Source organism: Escherichia sp. TW09308 (assembly GCF_000208565.1).
Classification (GTDB): Bacteria; Pseudomonadota; Gammaproteobacteria; order Enterobacterales; family Enterobacteriaceae; genus Escherichia; species Escherichia marmotae.
The window spans coordinates 1,052,728-1,075,869 of sequence record NZ_AEME01000001.1; the positions used below are offsets into that span (position 1 = coordinate 1,052,728).

The window sequence follows — 23,142 nt, forward strand, 5'->3', positions numbered from 1 at the left end:
TGGAAGCTGGCTCATACCTGCAACCAGAATGTCACGGGACCATCATTGACCAGCGATACCTGCATATTGGCAGCGAAGCGTCCTGTTTGCGTGTTCATTTCCTGCTGACGGCAGCGTTCGACGAAATAGTCATATAACGCCTCTGCGCGATCCGGTGAAGCGCCTTTGGAGAAGCTGGGGCGCATCCCCCGTTCGGTATCTGCGGCAAGGGTAAACTGGGAAACAACCAGCACACTGCCGCCCGCCTGTTGCACGTTGAGATTCATCTTGCCTTCAGCATCGCTAAAAATGCGATAGCCGAGCACACGCTCGCACAGACGGTTTGCTTTCTGTTCGTCATCATCCTTTTCGACACCCAATAACACCAAAAGTCCCGCGCCAATTTCGCCCGTCACTTCTCCCTCCACGGTGACGCTGGCTCGGGTTACGCGTTGAATTAATGCAATCATGGTTCGTCGTCTTCTTCTTGTTCAGCAGCTTGTTTAAGTTTGCGGTATTCCCCGAGAGTGACAGTAATTTCTGCACCAAGCAAGACGATACACCATGTCCAGTAGACCCAGACAAAGAGGATGGGGATCACCGCCAGCACACCGTAAATGAGCTGATATGACGGGAACATGGTGATATAAAGCGCGAAACCTTTCTTTCCTGCTTCGAACAGGAGTGCGGCGACAAACGCGCCGACAATCGCGTCGCGGTTAGGTACGCGAATGGTAGGAACAATGCTGTACAGCAGCCAGAAGGAGATCCACGACAACAACAGCGGAAAAATACGCAGCACATTGTCGATGACAGTATTGAGATCGCTCGCCCAGCGCAGGGAGAGTAGATAGGAGCTGATCGCCAGACTGGCCCCCGCCAGCAGCGGCCCCAGCGTCAGGATCATCCAGTACACAGCAAACGAATAAATTTTGGGGCGTACCCGTTTACTGCGCCAGATGGCATTCAGCGCGCTATCGATGGAGTACATCAACAATAATGCCGTGACGATCAGACCACACGCCCCGACGGCGGTCATCTTGTTGGAGTTGGCAACAAACTGTTCGATATATTGCTGGATAACATCGCCTGTGGCAGGAAGAAAGTTGGCGAAGATAAAATGACGCAACTGAATGCTGACGTCAGAAAACATGGGAAACGCGGCGAAAAGTGCAAAAACAACGGCAACCAGCGGCACTAATGAGAGCAATGACACGTAGGCAAGGTTACCTGCCAGGGTTGTCATGTTGTCCTCATTAATGCGTTGCCAGAGTAGTTTCAGCCAGGCCCATAGCGGACGGGTACGATGCCTGGCTTTTTCATGGATGGTTTTTAGCATAACACCTTCGCGAAATAGTCCGGGATGGTGGTTTTATCTTTCACCAGAATGCTGGTAATACCTAGCTGATTAGCTCCTTCTATATTATCGGCGTTATCGTCGAAAAAGACCGTCTCGTCTGGTGAAAAACCTTCTGCCCGCAAAACATGCTGGTAAATTCGCGCTTCCGGTTTGCGCATACCTAAATCTTGCGACAAGTAGATATGGTCGGCAGCGCTACGGATTTCCGGGTATTCCTCTGGCCAAAAGGTAGTATGCAGGCGGTTAGTATTGGAAAGCACCACCACGCGATGCCCCTGCTCACGCAGTTTATGCATAATGGCGATCACTTCCGGGCGTAGCGCGACAAACACCGCCTGCCAGCCGTGGGAGAACTGTTCGTAACTTAACGGTAAGGCCATCTCATGACACAGCGCCTCAGCGAACTCTTCATCACTAATTTCCCCACGCTCATGCTGATGAAACGCCTCACCCATATGAAAACTCTTCTTAAGCGACGCCAGCGGAATACGCGTTAAATCGCTCCAGGTTCCCAGCACACGGTTAAAGTCGATATCGACAATCACATTACCTAAATCAAAGATATAGAGCATTTTTGCCTCCTTTCACACCACAGGAAATTAACTGTAGCGGGAAAGGATGGGTTTGGCTATGTGGCAATAAGGGTAATCTTGTGACGCTGATTGCGAAAAAGCAGAGTAATTTCACTGACTTTTTCGCATTAGATGAATGGTTAAGATTCAGGCGTAAATTGCCAACGGGTTTCGATGACCAGCGGCTTATCTGGTGTCACAAATTCCGGCGTTAGATTTATTGCGTTAGGTGCCTGAGTAAGCGGGTTAACACAGGTGGCATCAGGCTGTTTATCAAATACAACCAGACTGTTTGCTGAAGAAGTCATGGTCATCGCGAGTTTACCTGGCCACAGTAACTTAACCTTTAACCCGTCATAAAAACCAAAGCAGTCATCCCAGGGGCCGACTTGAGGAGAGATGCGATTTCCTGTTGGCAGTTCATCACTACCCGCTTCTTCTTGCCAGTCCGCATCAAAAAGCACCTGCAACGACGCTGTACTTTGCGGAGCCAGCTTTTTCGCAAACCACGGATGCCAGCCCGCAGAGGCCGGGAATGTATCGGCATGTGAATGGATTTCCAGTTGTAAAACCAGCGCATCGTTCTCCAGCAAAAAAGTCTGAATCACTTCCCCTTGCCATGGCCACGGTGAAGCCAGAGGCATACGTAAAGTCAGGGAATCTGTTGTTTTGGCGATAATTTCCCATGTTGAATAGCACGCCATACCATGTAACGCATGTGGTGGTTTATTGGCGGGTAAAGAATAACATTGCCCACCAGCATTCAGCGTCGCGTTCCCCAATCGCCCTGCCCACGGCACCATTGGGAAACAGCCGTACTGAAAAGCTCTGCGTTGCGGCTGCCATTGGCGTAATACTTCACAACCAAATGCCTGTAATGAGGTGATCCTGGCACCATCATGCGGATAAATCTGCAGGCGAATACTGCCTTTTTCCAGCGTCACAGACTCTCCCACAGGCCCAGGCCAGGGCGCGTCAAACGCCTGTTGTAGCACCAGATAATGCTCGTTATTCCGTTCAGTTTTCATGAGATTGTTCCCTGATGTAGCGGTAAGAAGCGGTTTCTTGTTCATCGGTCGGCTCAATCAGCCAGACGCAAACAAAGGAAAGAACTGAGACAGCAAATAAAAACAGAGCGACATACCACGGTTTTCCCCCTCCCAGCGCCAGCAAACTTGAGGCGATAAGGGGGCTTAGTCCGCCAAGTATTGCGGAAAATTGATAGGCAAAAGAAAGACCGGTATATCGTACTTTGGTGCCGAACATGCGGGTGAAAAGTGTCGGCTGCACGGCAAACATCATCGTCGGGCCTAAGTTATAGCCGAGGATCATACTGCACCAGATGATGAGCGTACTTTTACTATCCAGTAATAAGAAGAAAGGAAACGCGAACAGGACACAAAATCCCGCACCTGACAAATACAGACATTTTTGACCTATACGGTCTGATAACCACCCGACCAACGGACAACTGAAAATACCGATCGCCGAGGCAATCAACATGCCCGTCAGAGGAATATCTCGCGATAATGCTAATTGGCTGGAAATATAAACGATACCAAAGGCGTTAATAATATTGGAGGAGACACTCTCTGCCAGCCTCGCGCCCAGCGCTAATAAAATATTTCGCGGATGTTTTTTGAATAATTCAATCAACGGAGGAACGGACTTTTCTTTATTATTCGTCGTTTTTTGCTTTTGAAAATCCAGTGTCTCCTCAGTATGCAGGCGGATAAATAACCCAACGATCAACATCACCGCAGAAAGCCAGAACGGAATACGCCATCCCCAGGAGAGAAACTGTTCCTGAGTCAGTAAATGGTTACAGAGCGCAAAAATACCGGTTGCCAGCATAATCCCCACTGATGCAGCCGTTTGTGGGAGCGAACCTAAAAAACCGCGCCGGGATTCGGGCGCAGATTCAATGGTCATCAATGCCGCTCCGCCATACTCGCCACCAAGACCAAAGCCCTGAATTAAGCGCAGCGCCATTAATATGAGCGGTGCCCAGATCCCAATTTCCTGATACGTCGGAATAAAACCAATCAAAAATGTGGAGCAACCGACAATAGCCAGTGTCCAGATAAGCGTTATTTTTCGCCCAATTTTATCGCCAAAATGGCCAAAGACGATGCCACCTAAGGGACGAGTCAAAAAACCGACACCAAAGGTAGCAAAGGCGGCTATAAGACCTATAAAAGGATCGCTGTTCGGGAAAAAAAGCGGAGCAAATACCAGCCCTGCTGCCGTGCCAAAAATAAAGAAGTCATACCATTCCATCAACGCGCCCGCGAAACTGCCCATTACGACACGTCTCATGGCTTTACCGGAAAGTCCTTCTTGCGGTGTAGGTAACGTTTCAGACATCATTTTCCTCTCCTGGTCGGCGAGAAATTGGGGAATAACCCACTACAAAGTGGGCAGTCTGATAAATACGCGCATCGACCTGATGCCGATACGCGTTATGTTTATTTGTTCAATTCCGCCAGAACTTCCGCGTCTTCGGCATCCACATTCGCCCCCAACGGTTCCCAATTAATCAATACGCAGGTCAGGAATCCCAGGAATGGCACAATTGCCAACCAGTAAAACGCTTCAGTTTTCAACGCACCCCACAGCATCGGCCAGAAAATAAGCCCGGCAATCGCACCGGTGCGCATAATCGCACGGGCAAATCCCACCCCAGTAGGGCGAATAGCAGGAGGATATGAGAGTGTGGCAATGGTCATGCCCAACCCACCAGGCCCCGCTGAATGGAAGAAAATAATTGATCCCAACAACCCTAAAGACAGCCAGGGATTAGTCGTCGCCAGTGCGCCTAACGACAGCAATGCTAAGGTCACAACGGCAAATCCATACATGGACTGTCGGCGGGTGCCTAATCGTTGGAGAATAAACGAGCCGATCATCCCGCCGGTTACCCCACAAAGGGCATTCACGACGGCAGAACCCGTCAACGCGCCAGTAAGCCCGCCACTTATTATTCCCGCCAGGGTAAGAGGAAGATAAACACCTACAGCGTTATATTGCCACGCCTGCATGGTTGCCACGACACAGCCGAGGATGGTGCGTTTGCGGTAACGATCATTAAATAAGATGCCATATCCACCTCTGTATTTATTCTCTACCTTTTCCGCGGATCTGGCTTCTGCTGTACCCGGTGTCGCAACGCGAGCCTGAACACCGTAACGTTTTCCCAGGATGTCGCATGCTTCCTGGTAACGCCCGACGCGTGCGGCCCACATTGCGGATTCACCGATAAAGACGTAACGCAAAATCATGAAGATGACTGCGAAAATAGCCCCGATGAATATTCCGTAACGCCACAACTGTTCTTCAGCAATACCAGACAGAAGCAGAGGCAAAAGCACCAGATAGACAACGGTAGTTGAAACATACCAGGCCATTTGCCAGAGATTGACCGACGTTCCGGTTTTCTTCGACGTTGAACCACGAAGCTCTGCCACGGCATTGGTTGCCAAAGGGAAGTCGATGCCTAAGCCAAAGCCCATGATGACGCGACACACCAGCACCCACCAGATACTGGGCGCAATAGCCACCGCAGCAGCACCGATGGTGCATAACCCCATGCCAATAATAAATGCTCGCTTTTGCCCAAAGCGATTGATGACCCGATTCGCTAATAAACCACCTATTAATGCGGCGATTAATACTGAAGCATTAACGGTTGCGGCAAGCCCAGGAGAAATACCAAATTGAGCGGCAATATATTTATTACCAAACCCCACCATCGCCGCCTGATAGGCATCAATCAATATGCCGCCCAAAGCAATAAAAATAACGCCGATACTGGTGTTGATCGCAGAGTTCTTATTAACAATATCAATTACGTCCTGTGGACGACTAATTGAATAAATTGCAGGACTGGTGATTTGACTCATCGCAGTGTCCTTTTTAATTGTTGTAGGGTGGCGCTGACGTAGCGCAGCGCCAGACAGAGATTTAGAAAATCATTCCGGCGCAAATTGCAGCATGACTTTTATGGAGTCATTTTGCTGCGCGCGTTCGAATGCTGCCGCTGCGTCATCAATGGCAAATAAATCGGTAACCAGCTCACTGGTATCAAACCGCCCATCCGCCAGCCATTCGATAACGGCATCGAAATCTTCAGGGATGTACATGCCAGAGTTGAGCAAGTCACGCTCGAAACGTTGCATCATCGGTAGTGGTATTTCACGCGGCCCACTCGGTACGCCCATACACACAACGGTGCCTCCGGCATACACACGGGTACAGGCATCATTAAGCGTGGCCTGCGCTGCAACGACATCAATCGCTCCCGTAAATCGCACATCTGCGGCCAGTTCTCCCGGTGCCCAAACCTCTGCAGCACCCAATTTTAACGCCAGTGCACGTTTGGCCGCGTCAGGTTCAATCACGGTAATCTTTCCTGCCCCCATAATGCGCAGTGCCTGCACAATGGATAAGCCAATTGTTCCAGCACCAATCACCAGTACGCTCTCCAGAGAAGCCTTCGGCATTCGGTTAACACAGTGACGAGCACACGCTGCCGGTTCGGCAAAGGCCAACACTTTTAGCGGTAAAGAGGCTGGTGCGACATGGCAATTACGCGCAGGAACAATGTGCTGTGAGCGAGCAAAGCCCGGCGCGCGAAAACCGGCAACCTGCGGTGGTTCACAAAGATTAAAACGCCCTGCTTTGCAGGCCCGGCATTCCATGCAAGCCATGATGGGATCGACAACCACATGATCGCCCGGCTGTACATGTTTGACGTCGCTACCCACTTCCGTAACACGCGCTGCAATTTCATGACCGGGAACGACTGGCGGTTTGGCAAACGGATGACCGCCTTTCAAAACATGCAGATCCGATCCGCATATCCCGTAGAACACAGGCGCAATCCGTACTTCGTGCGGTTTAAGTTGCTGGTGTGGTACTTCAACATATTGAGTGGTGACTTTCCCAATATCTGAAAATAAAACCTGGGTAATTTTATCCATCATTATTCTCCAGAATCGTTATCCATAGGGAATTAGCGTTGCGCGATACCTTCATCGACAATTTCAGCCAATCGTTGTAAGCGTGGAACGGAGACATCGCGCAGCATAGTTTGTGGATCTTGTGCACCAACAACCGACGCCCAAACCGCTCGTCCTGCCAGGAAGCCAGACGCGCCGCTTTTCATCGCAATACTTACCGCGCGTCCAAAAATATCGGCATCGACGCCAGAAGAAAGAATTACCCACGGCATCTTCATCTGATCGTTAAGTTTCTGGCAGGCGGAAAGTAAGGTTTTTTCATCGCCTTTGCCTCCTAATGGCATCTCGGCTTTGTAAAGATCAGCCTCTGTTCCACCAAGCTCTGCGGCGGCGGCAACAATGGCGCTTTCACGATCAAAGTCCCAACCACGACGAGGTGGACGCACCACAGGCTCAATAATGCTGACCAGCCCGGCACTACGGCAGCGACGAACAAACTTATCGACCATTGCCAGACGTTCCTCTGCAGGTTCATCTTCACGCCAGAGCACAAGTAATTTCATCGCCTTAGCCCCCATTTCACGGGCTTTATGCGGGTCGACGGACATATCTATTTCAACGCTATCAACCGGGATGCCATTACCTGGGATAAAAAGATCGGCAGCGACAATCAGACCGCAAGAATTAGCAACAGCGCCCTGCTCGACAATTTGATCAAGACAAAATTGTTTATCCGCCAGAACGGCAGAAGCATAAGGAGAAAGGATGCGGGTCGCGGCGACTTTAAAATCGGTGAGTACACTGTCGGAGACGGGTTTTGGCTGTCCTGCTGCCGCAAACATCAGACGCATAGCTTCACGCTGATCGACAGCTAACATGGCAAATCCACCACCTGGGCGGGAGATATCTTTCAGCGTAAATGGGGTGAAGTGGGATGACATAGAAACTCCTGTTAATAGATAAAATTAAAGACCAGCCTGCTGACGAACCTGATTTAGCAGGGCGCTCCAGTCCTGCCGCCCTTTACCGTCTTGACTTGCTGCGGCGTAATAACTTTCTGCTGCAATCCCCATATTGAGCGGCGCCCCCGTCTCCTGAGCGACATCAACAGCAATACGCAGATCTTTCAACGCCAGATCCACCATGAAGGCGGGAGAAAGATCGCCTTTCAGCACTTTGCCAGGCCAGGTGGTCGTAAAATGCCCTTTCCCTGCTGCCGTACCACTCATCACCTTAATTGCGATATCAAGATTTAATCCCAGTGACTCACATAACACAGCGGCTTCGGAGGACAGCGCATTAAGCGCAATGCTCATATAGTTGTTAATTAGCTTCACGCGGATCCCCATTCCCGGGCCGCCAGCTTCGACCAGCTCATTACCCATGCACATGAGAATCGGGCGTGCGCGCACAATCTGCTCATCAGTGCCACCCGCTAAAATCAGCAATGTGCCATCAATCGCATTCACAGACGTTCTGCCCACGGGGGCGTCCATCATACTGATGCCTTTTTCTTGTAATTCCCGTATTAATGCATCGGTCTGTAAGGGATGAATAGTCGACATATCAATCAATAACGCGTCAGATGAAACAGTTTCACAGACACCTTTTTCCCCCAACAACACCTGCCGAACAATGTCACCATTGGGAAGCATAGTGATGATAAATTCAGCGCCTACTGCCGCTTCCGCTGGGGTTTGTGCCGCAGTGGCTCCCTGCGTGACTAGCGCATCGACAGCCTGTGTATTGACATCAAATACCTGCAATAAATGCCCTTTTTGCAATAGATTGTTAGCCATTGGGCTACCCATCTGCCCCAGCCCGAGAAATGCAATGGTTGCCATGAACGCTCTCCTGTCTGACATTGACAAAATAATGACAATTGAAAATTCGTTTTCGTCTGTTTTTGAGCACATTTGTAATTTATGTTCAAAAACACGACACACATCACTAATTTGATCATTTGTGTCATTTAAATTGACCAAAGACGACAAAATTAAACAGGACAAGACAAATATGACCAGAATTGCATGTGTAGGTATCACTGTTCAGGACAGGATTTATTCTTTGCCCTGTCTGCCAGAGGGCGGCGGGAAATATCAGGCAAATCATTATCTTGAGATTGGTGGTGGCCCGGCGGCAACAGCCGCTGTTGCAATAGCAAAACTCGGCGTGGAGGTTGATTTCATTGGTCGCGTCGGCGATGACAGTTGTGGAAATACCTTACTTGCAGAACTTGAGAGTTGGGGCGTCAATACGGCATTTTGCCGCCGATATCTTAATGCCCGTTCGTCGCAATCAGCGATCCTCGTTGATCAGCATGGCGAACGGATTATCGTTAATTATCCAAGCCCCGATCTCGATACAGATGCCGAATGGTTAGAAGCGATCGATTTCTCTCGTTATGATCTGGTTCTGGCCGATGTTCGCTGGCATAGCGGCACTGAAAAAGCATTCTCGCAAGCGCGCCTTGCGGGCGTGACAACGCTTTTAGACGCCGATATGACACCGCAGGATATTTCTCCACTTGTCGCGCTTGCCGACCATGCTGTGTTCTCAACGCCAGGGCTGAAACGCATGACCGGCCTTCAGTCACCTGAAGAAGGCTTGTACCAGGCAGCCACACAAACAGCAGGTAAAGTGTATGTCACGCTGGGTTCTGAAGGATCGTTGTGGATTGAAGGTGATCATTTGTGTCAACAGGAGGCATTTTCTGTCAATGTGGTTGATACCACTGGAGCAGGCGATGTTTTTCACGGCGCACTCGCGGTAGCGTTAGCAGAAAAAATGCCCACAAAAGAGGCTATTCGTTTTGCCAGTGCGGTTGCCGCGATGAAATGTACCCAGGCTGGCGGTCGAGCTGGCATTCCTAATCGTGAGCAAACCGAATCATTTTTGTCACTTTATGCGTAAAATGGTAAACATCTACCGAGGAGGGGCAAGGGAGTATTCATGAGTATCATCGAAGTGACAGGTAATCCACGCCATGACCAACTCGTTCATCTAATCGCAGAACGCGGTTATATGAATATTGAAGAACTGGCACAACTGCTGGATGTTTCAACGCAAACCGTGCGCCGGGATATCCGAAAACTAAGCGAGCAGGGGTTGATCACCCGTCATCATGGAGGGGCTGGGCGCGTCTCCAGCGTCATGAATACCGCTTTTGAGCAACGGGAACTTTCGCTCACCGCCGAGAAACGGGCGATCGCTGAGGCGGTCGCTGATTACCTTCCCGAACGCTGTACCGTCTTTATCACCATCGGTACTACGGTCGAAGCCGTTGCCAGGGCATTACTCAACCGCCGTGATTTACGCATTATCACTAACAGCCTACGTGTGGCACAGATTCTTTATAAGAATCAGGATATTGAAGTGATGGTGCCGGGAGGCACTTTACGCGCCCATAACGGCGGGATCATCGGCCCCGGAGCTGTGGATTTTATTGAAGGTTTCCGCGCAGACTATTTAATCACCAGTATTGGTGCCATTGAGCATGATGGCACCCTGCTGGAATTTGATGTCAATGAAGCGTTAGTCGCGAGAACGATGATTAAACATGCGCGGAATACATTGCTAGTGGCAGATCATACTAAGTTTGCCGCGTCTGCTGCCGTTTCAATTGGCAATGCACGAAATGTCAGAGCATTTTTTACTGATGCTCCACCGCCCAATTCTTTCTGCCAGTTATTAAGCGAAGAGAATGTCGAACTGGTGGTTGCCGAGCAAGAAGTATCCTGAAATTGAAATTTCGAAAAATACGCTGGAGATTTCAGCGGATTTTGTTTTGCCGGATGCGATGGTTGATACGGTTTTCATTGGCCGGATTAAACACATCCGGCCATTAATTAAGCTTCAGCCGCCAGCATCTCTTTCTTACATTGGCTAATACGCTTAACCAGCATTACGGAAACCACCGCACCACAGAATGCGAAGCAGGCCATAATGCCAAACACGATTTTGTAGCCAATAATCCCCGGATTTAAATCCAGAATGTAGCCATACAGACTGAAGCAGAACATCGCCGGGGCGTAACCAATAAAGCTACCCAACGCCATCGCCGCGCCTGTTTTATTTTCAGCAATTTTTGCTTCGCCGATAGGTGCAAAAAATACGGCTCGCTGTGTAAAGACTATCGCACCAAAGCCCAGCGTACATGCCATCCCTAAATATACCGGCATACTTTCGTGCGGCAGCATAATCAACATTATGAGTGCCGCGGTGCTGATGATAAAGGTGTAGCACAGATATTTACTCGGTGATTTCAGGATCTTATCTGAAATCATGCCGCCAATAGGCCCACCGATCATCTTCAGACAATATTGATTTATGATGCCGTAAGCCCCCACCAGCGCAACGGGCAGCAGATAGATGTTTTTCAGGAATGGGATGAAGAACGTCAGGCCACAGTAAACCGCGTAAACGAAGAAGACGTTGAAAGCGATAAGCCAGATTGTTTTGTCTTTCAGCACCGAGCTCATACTGGTATTTTGCGATGCTTCGTCTTCTTTTTTCACCTCAACGGAAGGTGCCTCTTCTTTGTCATTCAGTACAAAGAAAATGATAATGCCCACGGCAATCACAATAAGGGAATAAAACCAGATACCCGCTTTAAAGCCCAATAAGCCACTACCAAACCAGGTAAATACTGCCAGCGCAGAAAATGCCACCACGGTATCGACAATGCCACGTCCTGTTTCGAAGAAACCAAACAACCGGCCTTGTTGTTCGCTATTGCCCAGCCGACTTACCGACTTGAGCAAAACAGGCCAGTTCATCATGTCGCAAGTAACGCCAAATAGCGCCCAGACAAAGAGGATGCCCCAATACCCCGGCATTGTCGTCAAATAAACTCCCAGTAATCCCGTAGCAATGAGTGAGAATGACATGGTGTATCTGCGCGGTAGTTTATCGGCAAAATAAATAGACAGAAAAAAACCCACTGTCGTGACAAATGAGTTTACTGACATGGCATTACCAATTTGGCCATTGGTCAAATTGAAATACTCCTGCATCGGGATATAAAACGCATCTTTTAACGACGGTAATTTATAAATTGTACCGCCACACAGTGTTAATAGACTAAATAACGCCCATTTCTTTTTTGTGAGCATAACATCCCCTAAGCGATTTTTAAAATCACTGTTTTAAAGGCAATAAGATACCGACCATTCTTATAGAATGGTTTTTATTAACTGCGGATGAGTTAAAACTTATTAGTGGTTCAGAAGATGGCTTGCCTCTTGCTTGATTTGTTGTAGTACGTTACGCACATGATATATCTGATTAATTGCATCTTCTTTTTCTTTACGTAACCGCGCATCCAGCAAATGCTTTTCTGGCAATGGTGTTTCACTCATCTGGCGATATGGGATCCACGGATTATCATCTTCGTCTTCAAAGCGGAACGCCGGAGCATAATAATCAACCTCTTCTTCCAGGCCATATGCCGTCACCTGCGGTTCATCATCACCCAGGCAGATAAGGTGCGTTAATAACTCTTTGAACGGCATATCTCCCTGACCTGAAATACAGGCTTTATGCCCCAGACCACTCTGTTCTTTAACGATCAATGCATCTTTGATATGCACCTGAGTAATATGCGGTGCCATCGTTTTTAAGGCGTCCATGGGATGCTCATTTGCATTGATCATGTTCGCAAAATCAAACAGTAAGGAAAGAGACTCCATCTCACTTTCTTTGACCAACGATACCAGCTCATGGCTTTTCAAATCTTCATGCTGTTCGATCGTAAAGGTCAGGCCGCTGTCCTGATACGCTTCCCGCACATAAGCAATATCGTTAGCGATGATCGATAATACATCGCGCAAATTACCTTCATAACGCGGATAAAAACGCACGGACGATGCCCCGGTTTTCAGTGCGATGGCGACGGCTTCGTCAATAGATGCTTTATCTGAGGCACTGGTTTCAATATGAATATCAAGGTTCAGACGGCGAGCTTTATCGCCAAAGGCAGAGAGTTCTTTATCTGCCATATTACCCAGAGAAAAACGTTCTCCATCCAGAACATGAATTTTGACGCCTCGCAGATTATTTTCACTCGCTATATCAAGTAAATCAGTCGGCAATACTCTTTCCAGCCGCATATTTAAATGAAAAGCATAGGCATGTAAATAAAGAGGAAGAGTATCGACACGTTGTAGAATCTTTCTTGCGTTATTTATTGTCACCATAAAACACCTACAGATTAATGATGAGGTCTACAGCCTCAAATCGCCAATATTCAATATCTATCTGGACAATATTCCCTTGCTGGTCGGCGCGATGTTTTTCAATTAAGATCGCTGGCATACCCGCAGAACCGCCAAGATATTTGCTGATATCGCCAGGCATTCTGACGGGTTTGAAAATCAATTTTTTTACTACCGTCTCTTTTTGGTAGCATTTTTCCCAGACTGAAGAAAATGAATGGTTTTCAAGTTGCTCAATAAAACCAGGGGCAACTTCAGGATTAATATACGTCTCGTGATAGAAAACTTTATGCCCTTCCAGCGCCCCCCAACCGGTAATGCGATAGAGTTCGGTTGACGGCGTTACTGTAATCAGTGGCATGAGCGTCTCGGGAATATCGCTGATACGACTTTTCTCGGTAAATCCCCAGGAAGGTTCCCGCCCTTGTTCAATTGCAGCCCGTTGAAAGCTAGCCGACAGTTCCGGGCTGTAATTAAAACGCGGCTGAGTAACGAACCAACCTTTACGATCCTTACGGAAGATTTTGGATTCTGCCTCGAGGTTCAGCAACGCCTGGCGCAGCGTCATACGTTTAATACCCAGCAACTCTCCCAACTCTCTTTCTGAAGGGAGTTTTCCACCCGGCGTGGTAATGCCATCTTTTAACCACCGATCCAGTTTCTCTTTTGCATTTTCTACGGTGGATTGGTTTCCGGCCATTGTTTAATCCTTTTGGTTTAAACCAGATGAAGCATCTTACGCTTACGCCAAAAAAGAAAGCAATTAACGGCGTGTGACTTTGCAGATAATTGTGACAAAGCTCTCTATTGCTGTAGTCACAGACTTACAAGGGAGATACTCGCACTGGTGAGAACTTACAACAGGCAAAAAAAAACCTGCCATCGCTGGCAGGTTTTTCACGACTAAAAAGAGAAATTAATCTTCTTTCGGACCACGGTTAGCGCGGCGACGATCGTTTTCCGTCAGGTGACGTTTACGAATACGGATAGAGGTCGGAGTGACTTCTACCAGTTCGTCATCATCGATGAACTCCAGTGCTTGTTCCAGAGTCATGCGGATAGGCGGAACCAGAACAACGGCTTCATCAGTACCGGAAGCACGCATGTTGGTCAGTTTCTTACCGGTCAGGCAGTTTACAGTCAGGTCGTTAGAGCGGCTGTGAATACCGATAATCTGACCTTCATAAACTTCTGCACCGTGACCGAGGAACAGCTTACCGCGATCCTGCAGACCGAACAGCGCGAACGCTACCGCTTTACCCTGACCGTTAGAGATCAGTACGCCGTTCTGACGCTGACCCACTTCACCCGGACGCACATCGTCGTAGTGGCTGAAGGTGGAGTACAGCAGACCAGTACCGGAAGTCATGGTCATGAACTCTGAACGGAAGCCAATCAGACCACGGCTTGGGATCACGTAGTCGAGACGTACGCGGCCTTTACCGTCTGGATTCATGTTTTTCAGCTCGCCTTTACGTTCGCCCAGCGCCTGCATTACAGAACCCTGATGCTGTTCTTCAACGTCCAGAGTCACGTTTTCGAACGGCTCTTGTTTACGACCGTCGATTTCACGGAAGATGACTTTCGGACGGGATACCGCCAGTTCGAAACCTTCACGACGCATGTTTTCGATAAGAACAGACAGGTGCAGTTCGCCACGACCAGAAACGCGGAACGCATCGGCGTCTTCGGTTTCTTCTACGCGCAGCGCAACGTTGTGTACCAGTTCTTTGTTCAGACGATCCAGAATCTGACGAGACGTTACGAACTTACCTTCTTTACCGCAGAACGGAGAGGTGTTAACGCAGAAGAACATAGAAACGGTCGGCTCATCAACGGAGAGTGCCGGCAGCGCTTCAACGTTTTGCGTGTCGCAAACGGTGTCAGAAATGTTCAGTTCACCAAGGCCAGTGATTGCCACGATATCGCCAGCTTCCGCCAGATCGGTTTCGATACGTTCCAGACCAAGGTGGCCCAGCACTTTACCGACTTTCGCGTTACGGGTTTTGCCTTCACTATCGATGATAGTAACCTGCTGGTTCGGCTTCACTTTACCGCGCTTGATGCGACCAATGCCGATAACACCAACATAGCTGTTGTAATCGAGCTGAGAAATCTGCATCTGGAACGGACCGTCAAGGTCTACGTCCGGTGCAGGAACGTGGTCGATAATCGCCTGATACAGCGGGGTCATGTCTTCCGCCATATTTTCGTGGTCCAGACCCGCGATACCGTTCAGCGCAGAAGCATAAACGATCGGGAAGTCCAGTTGCTCGTCGGTCGCATCGAGGTTAACGAACAGGTCGAATACCTGATCAACAACCCAGTCAGGACGCGCGCCAGGGCGGTCAACTTTGTTGATTACCACAATCGGCTTCAGGCCGTAAGCAAACGCTTTTTTGGTTACGAAGCGCGTTTGCGGCATCGGGCCGTCAAATGCGTCAACCACCAGCAGCACTGAATCTACCATGGACATTACACGTTCAACTTCACCACCGAAGTCGGCGTGCCCCGGGGTATCAACGATGTTGATACGGTAATCATTCCATTTGATAGCGGTGTTTTTCGCGAGGATGGTAATCCCACGCTCTTTCTCCAAATCGTTGGAGTCCATCACGCGCTCTTGGGTTTCGGCACGAGAGTCGAACGTACCGGATTGTTGGAGCAGCTTATCTACCAGGGTGGTTTTACCATGGTCGACGTGCGCGATGATGGCGATGTTACGCAATTTTTCGATCACAACTTTGCCTCAGGCATTAGAAATAGCGCGTTATTGTACACGGATTAATCGCACTACAAAACAGGATCACAAACATCCTCCGCAAACAAGTATTGCAGAGTCCCTTTGTGATCGCTTTCACGGAGCATAAAAAGGGTTATCCAAAGGTCATTGCACCAACATGGTGCTTAATGTTTCCATTGAAGCACTATATTGGTGCAACATTCGCATCATGGTGCAGCCCTTTTGCACGATGGTAAGCATGATAACGCCTTTTAGGGGCAATTTAAAAGTTGGCACAGATTTCGCTTTATCTTTTTTACGGCGACACGGCCCAATTAATTGCAGATTTCGTTACCACGACGACAATGACCAATCCAGGAGAGTTAAAGTATGTCCGCTGAACACGTACTGACGATGCTGAACGAGCACGAAGTGAAGTTTGTTGATTTGCGCTTCACCGACACCAAAGGTAAAGAACAGCACGTCACTATCCCTGCTCATCAGGTGAATGCTGAATTCTTCGAAGAAGGCAAAATGTTTGACGGCTCCTCGATTGGCGGCTGGAAAGGCATTAACGAATCCGACATGGTGCTGATGCCAGACGCATCCACCGCAGTGATTGACCCGTTCTTCGCGGACTCTACCCTGATTATCCGTTGCGATATCCTCGAACCAGGCACTCTGCAAGGCTATGACCGTGACCCACGCTCTATTGCTAAGCGCGCTGAAGATTACCTGCGTTCCACTGGCATTGCCGACACTGTACTGTTCGGGCCAGAGCCAGAATTCTTCCTGTTCGATGATATTCGTTTCGGCTCTTCTATCTCCGGTTCTCACGTCGCTATCGACGATATCGAAGGCGCATGGAACTCTTCCACCCAATATGAAGGTGGTAACAAAGGTCACCGTCCTGCAGTGAAAGGCGGTTACTTCCCGGTTCCGCCGGTAGACTCTGCTCAGGACATCCGTTCTGAAATGTGTCTGGTAATGGAGCAGATGGGCCTGGTGGTTGAAGCACATCACCACGAAGTGGCAACCGCAGGTCAGAACGAAGTGGCAACCCGCTTCAATACCATGACCAAAAAAGCCGACGAAATTCAGATCTACAAATATGTCGTCCACAACGTGGCGCATCGTTTCGGTAAAACGGCGACCTTTATGCCGAAACCGATGTTCGGTGATAACGGCTCCGGTATGCACTGCCACATGTCACTGTCTAAAAACGGTGTCAACCTGTTCGCAGGCGACAAATACGCTGGTCTGTCTGAGCAGGCGTTGTACTACATTGGCGGTGTAATCAAACACGCGAAAGCGATTAACGCGCTGGCAAACCCGACCACCAACTCTTACAAGCGACTGGTTCCGGGCTACGAAGCACCGGTAATGCTGGCTTACTCTGCGCGTAACCGGTCTGCATCTATCCGTATTCCGGTGGTATCTTCTCCGAAAGCGCGTCGTATCGAAGTGCGTTTCCCGGACCCGGCAGCTAACCCGTACCTGTGCTTTGCTGCCCTGCTGATGGCGGGTCTGGATGGCATCAAGAACAAGATCCACCCGGGCGAAGCAATGGACAAAAACCTGTATGACCTGCCGCCAGAAGAAGCGAAAGAGATCCCGCAGGTTGCAGGCTCTCTGGAAGAAGCACTGAACGAGCTGGATCTGGACCGCGAATTCCTGAAAGCCGGTGGCGTGTTCACTGATGAAGCGATCGATGCGTACATCGCTCTGCGTCGCGAAGAAGATGACCGCGTACGTATGACTCCGCACCCGGTAGAGTTTGAGCTGTACTACAGCGTCTAATAGTTGAAGTAGTCATACCCGGCGCACAAACGCCGGGGTTTTAGTTGCCGTGGAAATTTCAGCCCATCTCTGCATGGGCTTTTTTCTCCGTAACTTCTCTGATGCTTCGCGCTTTTTATCCGTAAAAAGCTATAATGCACTAAAATGGTGCAACCTGTTCAGGAGACTGCTTTATGGCAACAGGCACGCAGCCCGATGCTGGGCAGATCCTCAACTCTCTGATTAACAGTATTTTGTTAATTGACGACAACCTGGCGATCCATTACGCCAACCCCGCCGCGCAACAACTGCTCGCCCAAAGTTCCCGTAAATTGTTTGGTACGCCGTTACCGGAACTGTTGAGCTACTTCTCGCTAAATATCGGTCTGATGCAAGAAAGTCTGGAGGCGGGGCAAGGTTTTACCGATAACGAAGTGACGCTGGTGATTGACGGGCGCTCGCATATTCTTTCTGTGACGGCCCTGCGTATGCCGGACGGCATGATCCTGCTGGAGATGACACCGATGGATAACCAGCGTCGCTTAAGCCAGGAGCAGCTACAGCACGCCCAGCAAGTTGCTGCCCGCGATTTGGTCCGCGGCCTGGCACATGAGATCAAAAATCCACTTGGCGGCTTACGAGGTGCGGCGCAGTTACTCAGCAAAGCGTTGCCCGATCCGTCTCTGCAGGAATATACCAAAGTGATTATCGAGCAGGCGGACAGACTGCGAAATCTGGTCGACCGTCTGTTGGGGCCGCAACTACCAGGCACACACGTCACCGAAAGCATTCACAAAGTGGCAGAGCGCGTGGTGACGCTGGTGTCGATGGAATTACCGAACAATGTACGGTTGATTCGTGATTACGACCCCAGCCTGCCAGAACTGGCGCACGATCCGGATCAGATTGAGCAAGTACTGCTGAATATTGTGCGCAATGCGTTACAAGCGCTGGGGCCGGAGGGCGGTGAAATTATTCTGCGTACCCGCACCGCGTTTCAACTGACCTTGCATGGCGAACGCTATCGGCTGGCAGCACGAATTGATGTGGAAGATAACGGGCCTGGTATTCCGCCCCATTTGCAGGATACGCTGTTTTATCCGATGGTCAGCGGTCGCGAAGGCGGCACCGGGCTTGGTTTATCCATCGCCCGTAACTTGATTGATCAGCATTCAGGCAAAATTGAATTTACCAGTTGGCCGGGTCATACCGAGTTCTCGGTTTACCTGCCTATCAGGAAATAAAGGTGACGTTTATGCAACGAGGGATAGTCTGGGTAGTCGATGACGATAGTTCCATCCGTTGGGTGCTTGAACGTGCGCTCGCTGGAGCGGGTTTAACCTGCACGGCATTTGAGAACGGTGCCGAAGTGCTGGAGGCGCTGGCAAGCAAAACGCCGGATGTACTGCTTTCAGATATCCGTATGCCCGGAATGGACGGGCTGGCGTTGCTCAAGCAAATTAAACAGCGTCATCCGATGCTTCCGGTCATCATTATGACCGCACATTCCGATCTGGATGCCGCCGTTAGCGCCTATCAACAAGGGGCGTTTGATTATCTGCCCAAACCGTTTGATATCGACGAAGCCGTGGCGCTGGTTGAGCGAGCCATCAGCCATTACCAGGAACAGCAGCAACCGCGCAATATTCAGCTTAACGGACCAACAACCGATATTATTGGCGAAGCGCCTGCCATGCAGGATGTGTTCCGTATTATTGGCCGTCTCTCACGTTCTTCTATTAGCGTGTTGATCAATGGCGAATCCGGCACAGGTAAAGAGCTGGTCGCTCATGCCCTGCATCGCCATAGCCCGCGCGCCAAAGCGCCGTTTATCGCGCTGAATATGGCGGCTATCCCGAAAGATTTGATCGAATCAGAACTGTTTGGTCACGAGAAAGGCGCGTTTACCGGTGCCAATACCGTTCGCCAGGGCCGTTTTGAACAGGCCGATGGGGGCACGTTATTCCTTGATGAAATTGGCGATATGCCGCTGGATGTGCAGACACGGTTACTGCGCGTGCTGGCAGACGGTCAGTTTTACCGCGTTGGCGGCTATGCGCCGGTGAAAGTGGATGTGCGTATTATCGCTGCGACTCACCAGAACCTGGAACTGCGTGTGCAGGAAGGCAAGTTCCGTGAGGATCTGTTCCACCGCCTGAACGTTATCCGTGTTCATCTGCCGCCACTGCGCGAGCGTCGGGAGGATATTCCCCGTCTGGCACGTCATTTTCTGCAAGTTGCCGCGCGTGAGCTGGGTGTAGAAGCGAAGTTACTGCACCCGGAGACAGAAGCCGCCCTGACGCGTCTTGCATGGCCGGGGAACGTGCGTCAGCTAGAAAATACCTGCCGCTGGCTAACGGTGATGGCCGCCGGACAGGAAGTGTTGATTCAGGATTTGCCTGGCGAACTGTTTGAATCAACCGTAGCGGAAAGCCTTTCCACAATGCAGCCGGACAGTTGGGCAACGCTGTTAGCGCAATGGGCCGATCGGGCGCTGCGTTCCGGTCATCAAAACTTACTTTCTGAAGCGCAACCTGAGCTGGAGCGGACATTGCTGACCACCGCGTTGCGACATACGCAGGGGCATAAACAAGAAGCGGCGAGACTGCTTGGTTGGGGACGTAACACACTGACACGTAAGTTAAAAGAGTTGGGAATGGAGTGACTCAGGCTTGCTGTGTAAAGATTGATTATTGAGCGCAAATTGCTGTTATTTTGCGCTTTACTGTTCCGATAAGTTCAGTATGATCTTGCCCGGAAAACGGGGAGAGTCATTATGTTAGAATCAATAATTAATCTGCTATCGAGTGGCGCAGTTAGCAGCCACGCGCCGCAAACTGCCGTTGCTGCCGTGCTGTGTGCCGCGATGATTGGGCTGTTTAGCTGAAACTCGTTGTTCATGCCGGATGCGGCGTGAACGCTTTATCCGGCATACAAAAACAGGTTTTGTTGGCCTGATAAGCGTAGCGCATCAGGCAGTTTTGTTCTCAGTCAATTGATGGCGCTTTCGTTTATCACCGTTGTAAACGAAGCGCCATTCAACTAAATCACCCGCGAGAACTGCTGCATTCGCGCTTTCTGGCGCAAATAAGTATCAAAGCACATGCAAATGTTGCGGATCAGCAAACGACCTTTCGCTGTCACCTGAATTCCCTTCTCATCGACATCCACCAGCCCGTCTTTTGCTAATGGGGCGAGCAGCTTGAGGTCTTCCGCAAAATAATCAGCGAAGTTTAAATCCCACTGCTGTTCAACGGGGGCGTAATCCAGACGGAAGTTGCAGATCAGCGACTTAATTACATCACGGCGAATACAGTCATCGCGCGTTAACGCAATACCGCGCCACAGCGCATTGCCTTGCTCATCTACCTGCTGATAGTAACGCTTCTGCTCTTTCTGGTTCTGCGCATAGCAATCGCCAATCATACTGATGGCAGAGACGCCCATTCCCAGCAGATCGGTATCGCCCTGGGTGGTGTAACCCTGGAAGTTGCGATGCAGCACGCCTTCACGCTGGGCCTCCGCCAGCTCATCATCCGGGCGGGCAAAGTGATCCATACCAATGAACTGATAGCCCGATTGCGTCAGGAAGGCGATGGTTTCCTGCAGGATATCCAGTTTTTGCTGCGGACTCGGCAGGTCAGCATCTTTGATTTTACGTTGAGCAGCAAAAATGGTCGGCAGATGCGCGTAGTTAAAGACGCTCAGACGATCAGGGTTCAGTTCCGCCACGCGTTTCAGGGTAAAAGCGAAACTCTCCGGCGTCTGTTTCGGCAGGCCGTAAATGAGGTCAATGTTGGTGGAGGTAAAGCCGATCTCACGCGCATGGTTAAGCAGGGCAAAGATGAACTCTTCATCCTGCTCACGGTTGACCAGACGTTGCACTTCTTTGTTGAAGTCCTGCACACCCATGCTCAGGCGGTTAAAGCCTTCGGCACGTAAATGATCGAGGACATCCAGTTCAATTTCACGCGGATCAACTTCGATCGAGATTTCCGCATCAGTATTAAACTGGAAGTTTTCCCGCAACAGATTCATCAGACGGCTAATTTGCGCTTTGTTCAGGTACGTCGGCGTACCGCCACCCCAGTGCAACTGGCTGACTTTACGTCCGGCAAACAGTGGCGCACGATGAACGATTTCTTGCTCCAGCGCGTCCAGGTATTGGTCGGCTTTATGCTGCTGGCGAGTCACAATTTTATTGCAGCCACAGAAATAGCAAAGCTTGTGGCAGAACGGGATATGCACGTAGAGAGATAAGGGACGCTCAGGGTAGCGCGCCACGGCTTGTAAAAACGCCTGTTCACCGAAGTCTTCTGAAAACTCCAGCGCGGTCGGGTACGAGGTGTATCGTGGCCCGGAATAGTTATATTTCTGGATCAGGGCCAGGTCCCAGTCGATTTGCTGTACAGACATGCTCACTCCTTCCGATGGCGTCTCTGGCGGCTACGGCGTACCGGCTGATGTCCGTTTCGGGTCATCAACCGGTTGCGCAGCCACTTTTGTCGCCGCGACAACCGCTGTAGTTTAACGAATAACCACACCAGATAACATATAACCGGAAGGGTTATCAGCAGAACGGGAAGGCCCACAGTGGCAACCCGTTAGTTGCCTCGCAACAGACGCATCATGTCTTCTTGCTTCTCGTCTTCTTCCTCTTCTTCATCGTCGTCATAAGAGAGGCCGAGTTTCTGCATCAGCTCATCAATTCGATCCAGTTTAGCATCAACCCAGGATTGCTCTTCGGCACTCAGGGTTTCGCCCGCTTCCAGACGTTCCAGCAGCGCATCCAGACGCTCATCCGTTTCCAGTAACTCCAACTCCGCCTGCGGTGAAAGCATAGGTTTCTCACTCTTCGGTTTGTGCTGTTTGGTGACTTTTTCAGTCACACCCAATGGAATAGGGGTTTTACTGCCAATGCGTGGATCTTTCGGTGCGTTCTGGCCTTTACTGCCCGATGTAGCGCTACCGCCCGCTGCACGACTGCCGGGCGCATGACCACGACGTTTTTTCTGACGCTTGCGGTCACGAGCTTCCTGATCCAGCTCTTCGCGTGTTTTTCGACGCGCTTTTGCGTGACCTTTGCTGCGTGAGTTTGAAGATGATGGTTTCATAATAGTTCGTCTTTTAGCCGTTTTATTCAGTATAGATTTGCGGCGGAATCTAACAGAAAGCAAGCAAAGAAAAAAGGCGACAGATTACTCTGTCGCCTTTTTTCCTGACTCATAACCCTTAACGGGTCTTACAATCCTTGCAGGCCGCCAACACACCCTGTTTTTCCATTAGCCAGAACATTCCGTGTTGATTCCATTTCCGTTTAATTACGTCTCCGGACGTTTGTCTTCCTGACAATCCTCTGTCTTCGCCTCCTGGCGCTCCTGACCCTCATCCTGAGTCATCTTCCTGTTAGCGTCCTCGCTCTATGGGTGCTACTTTACGCTTCTGCACCAAACAAACAATAAACTATCATCAGTATTTACTCATTTTCAGATTATTGTATAAAACTAATCACCTGATTTCTTTGACCTATTTGACATGCATCGCAGAATTTTCT

21 protein-coding genes and 1 pseudogene are annotated in these 23,142 nt (G+C 49.9%); 6 read left to right on the forward strand and 16 right to left on the reverse strand.

Annotated elements, in window-relative coordinates:
- Nucleotides 1-11 precede the first annotated feature (11 nt).
- From dtd to yihU, 9 genes are all read right to left on the reverse strand, one after another.
- Nucleotides 12-449 (reverse strand): D-aminoacyl-tRNA deacylase, encoded by a 438-nt coding sequence (dtd, locus tag ESM_RS0105215; RefSeq protein ID WP_000560984.1) that lies wholly within the window; start codon nt 447-449, stop codon nt 12-14.
- The gene (locus tag ESM_RS0105220) at nt 446-1,318 is read right to left on the reverse strand and encodes a virulence factor BrkB family protein (RefSeq protein ID WP_000920721.1); all 873 of its coding nucleotides are present in this window, start codon (nt 1,316-1,318) and stop codon (nt 446-448) included. Before ESM_RS0105220 ends, dtd begins: the two co-directional genes overlap by 4 nt.
- Entirely contained in the window at nt 1,312-1,911 is a 600-nt protein-coding gene (yihX, locus tag ESM_RS0105225) for a glucose-1-phosphatase (RefSeq protein ID WP_000965690.1), read from the reverse strand. The genes ESM_RS0105220 and yihX overlap by 7 nt, the downstream gene beginning before the upstream one ends.
- A 140-nt stretch (nt 1,912-2,051) precedes the next feature.
- On the reverse strand, nt 2,052-2,939 hold the full coding sequence (locus ESM_RS0105230; RefSeq protein WP_000846266.1) for an aldose 1-epimerase: 888 nt from the start codon (nt 2,937-2,939) through the stop codon (nt 2,052-2,054).
- Entirely contained in the window at nt 2,929-4,278 is a 1,350-nt protein-coding gene (locus tag ESM_RS0105235; protein ID WP_010376781.1) for an MFS transporter, read from the reverse strand. Before ESM_RS0105235 ends, ESM_RS0105230 begins: the two co-directional genes overlap by 11 nt.
- Before the next feature lie 101 nt (nt 4,279-4,379).
- A complete protein-coding gene (locus ESM_RS0105240; RefSeq protein WP_000078427.1) occupies nt 4,380-5,813 on the reverse strand; it encodes an MFS transporter in 1,434 nt (477 codons plus the stop codon).
- Nucleotides 5,814-5,882: 69 nt separating this feature from the next.
- Nucleotides 5,883-6,893 carry a zinc-dependent alcohol dehydrogenase gene (locus ESM_RS0105245; RefSeq protein WP_000357978.1) on the reverse strand — a complete coding sequence of 337 codons (1,011 nt, stop codon included), beginning with the start codon at nt 6,891-6,893 and terminating at the stop codon, nt 5,883-5,885.
- A 32-nt stretch (nt 6,894-6,925) separates the two neighbouring features.
- A complete protein-coding gene (locus ESM_RS0105250; protein WP_000094553.1) occupies nt 6,926-7,813 on the reverse strand; it encodes an aldolase in 888 nt (295 codons plus the stop codon).
- A gap of 24 nt (nt 7,814-7,837) precedes the next feature.
- Nucleotides 7,838-8,716 (reverse strand): sulfolactaldehyde 3-reductase, encoded by an 879-nt coding sequence (yihU, locus tag ESM_RS0105255; RefSeq protein ID WP_010376784.1) that lies wholly within the window; start codon nt 8,714-8,716, stop codon nt 7,838-7,840.
- A 172-nt stretch (nt 8,717-8,888) separates the two neighbouring features.
- Between yihU and ESM_RS0105260 the strand changes: the two genes are divergently transcribed.
- On the forward strand, nt 8,889-9,785 hold the full coding sequence (locus ESM_RS0105260) for a sugar kinase (protein ID WP_010376786.1): 897 nt from the start codon (nt 8,889-8,891) through the stop codon (nt 9,783-9,785).
- Nucleotides 9,786-9,824: 39 nt separating this feature from the next.
- Nucleotides 9,825-10,613, forward strand: coding sequence for a DeoR/GlpR family DNA-binding transcription regulator (locus ESM_RS0105265; protein ID WP_000022286.1), 789 nt, complete (start codon nt 9,825-9,827; stop codon nt 10,611-10,613).
- A gap of 107 nt (nt 10,614-10,720) precedes the next feature.
- Here the strand turns inward: ESM_RS0105265 and ESM_RS0105270 are convergent, their stop codons facing one another.
- From ESM_RS0105270 to typA, 4 genes are all read right to left on the reverse strand, one after another.
- The gene (locus ESM_RS0105270; RefSeq protein WP_000956339.1) at nt 10,721-11,986 is read right to left on the reverse strand and encodes an MFS transporter; all 1,266 of its coding nucleotides are present in this window, start codon (nt 11,984-11,986) and stop codon (nt 10,721-10,723) included.
- A gap of 102 nt (nt 11,987-12,088) precedes the next feature.
- Nucleotides 12,089-13,069 carry a sugar phosphate isomerase/epimerase family protein gene (locus tag ESM_RS0105275; RefSeq protein ID WP_000256415.1) on the reverse strand — a complete coding sequence of 327 codons (981 nt, stop codon included), beginning with the start codon at nt 13,067-13,069 and terminating at the stop codon, nt 12,089-12,091.
- 7 nt (nt 13,070-13,076) lie between these two features.
- Complete coding sequence (locus ESM_RS0105280) at nt 13,077-13,787, reverse strand: GntR family transcriptional regulator (protein ID WP_000918406.1); 711 nt, start codon at nt 13,785-13,787, stop codon at nt 13,077-13,079.
- 216 nt (nt 13,788-14,003) lie between these two features.
- The gene (typA, locus tag ESM_RS0105285; protein WP_000570678.1) at nt 14,004-15,827 is read right to left on the reverse strand and encodes a ribosome-dependent GTPase TypA; all 1,824 of its coding nucleotides are present in this window, start codon (nt 15,825-15,827) and stop codon (nt 14,004-14,006) included.
- Between the two features lie 372 nt (nt 15,828-16,199).
- On the opposite strand from typA, the gene glnA reads away from it, so the two are divergent.
- The 4 genes from glnA (at nt 16,200) to ESM_RS01000000124135 (ending at nt 20,475) form a co-directional block, all read left to right on the forward strand.
- Nucleotides 16,200-17,609: a glutamate--ammonia ligase gene (glnA, locus tag ESM_RS0105290; RefSeq protein WP_001271717.1), complete on the forward strand. Its 1,410-nt coding sequence runs from the start codon at nt 16,200-16,202 to the stop codon at nt 17,607-17,609.
- Nucleotides 17,610-17,782: 173 nt separating this feature from the next.
- The gene (glnL, locus tag ESM_RS0105295; protein WP_000190581.1) at nt 17,783-18,832 is read left to right on the forward strand and encodes a nitrogen regulation protein NR(II); all 1,050 of its coding nucleotides are present in this window, start codon (nt 17,783-17,785) and stop codon (nt 18,830-18,832) included.
- A gap of 11 nt (nt 18,833-18,843) precedes the next feature.
- A complete protein-coding gene (glnG, locus tag ESM_RS0105300) occupies nt 18,844-20,253 on the forward strand; it encodes a nitrogen regulation protein NR(I) (RefSeq protein ID WP_010376787.1) in 1,410 nt (469 codons plus the stop codon).
- Between the two features lie 111 nt (nt 20,254-20,364).
- On the forward strand, nt 20,365-20,475 hold the full coding sequence (locus ESM_RS01000000124135) for a YshB family small membrane protein (RefSeq protein ID WP_001517351.1): 111 nt from the start codon (nt 20,365-20,367) through the stop codon (nt 20,473-20,475).
- 155 nt (nt 20,476-20,630) lie between these two features.
- On the opposite strand, the gene hemN is transcribed toward ESM_RS01000000124135, so the two are convergent.
- From hemN to ESM_RS1000000127650, 3 genes and pseudogenes are all read right to left on the reverse strand, one after another.
- Nucleotides 20,631-22,004, reverse strand: coding sequence for an oxygen-independent coproporphyrinogen III oxidase (hemN, locus tag ESM_RS0105305; protein ID WP_000116114.1), 1,374 nt, complete (start codon nt 22,002-22,004; stop codon nt 20,631-20,633).
- A gap of 188 nt (nt 22,005-22,192) precedes the next feature.
- Nucleotides 22,193-22,702: a Der GTPase-activating protein YihI gene (yihI, locus tag ESM_RS0105310; RefSeq protein ID WP_001517353.1), complete on the reverse strand. Its 510-nt coding sequence runs from the start codon at nt 22,700-22,702 to the stop codon at nt 22,193-22,195.
- A gap of 118 nt (nt 22,703-22,820) precedes the next feature.
- Nucleotides 22,821-23,048 (reverse strand): annotated as a pseudogene (locus ESM_RS1000000127650) (hypothetical protein).
- Nucleotides 23,049-23,142: the final 94 nt, after the last annotated feature.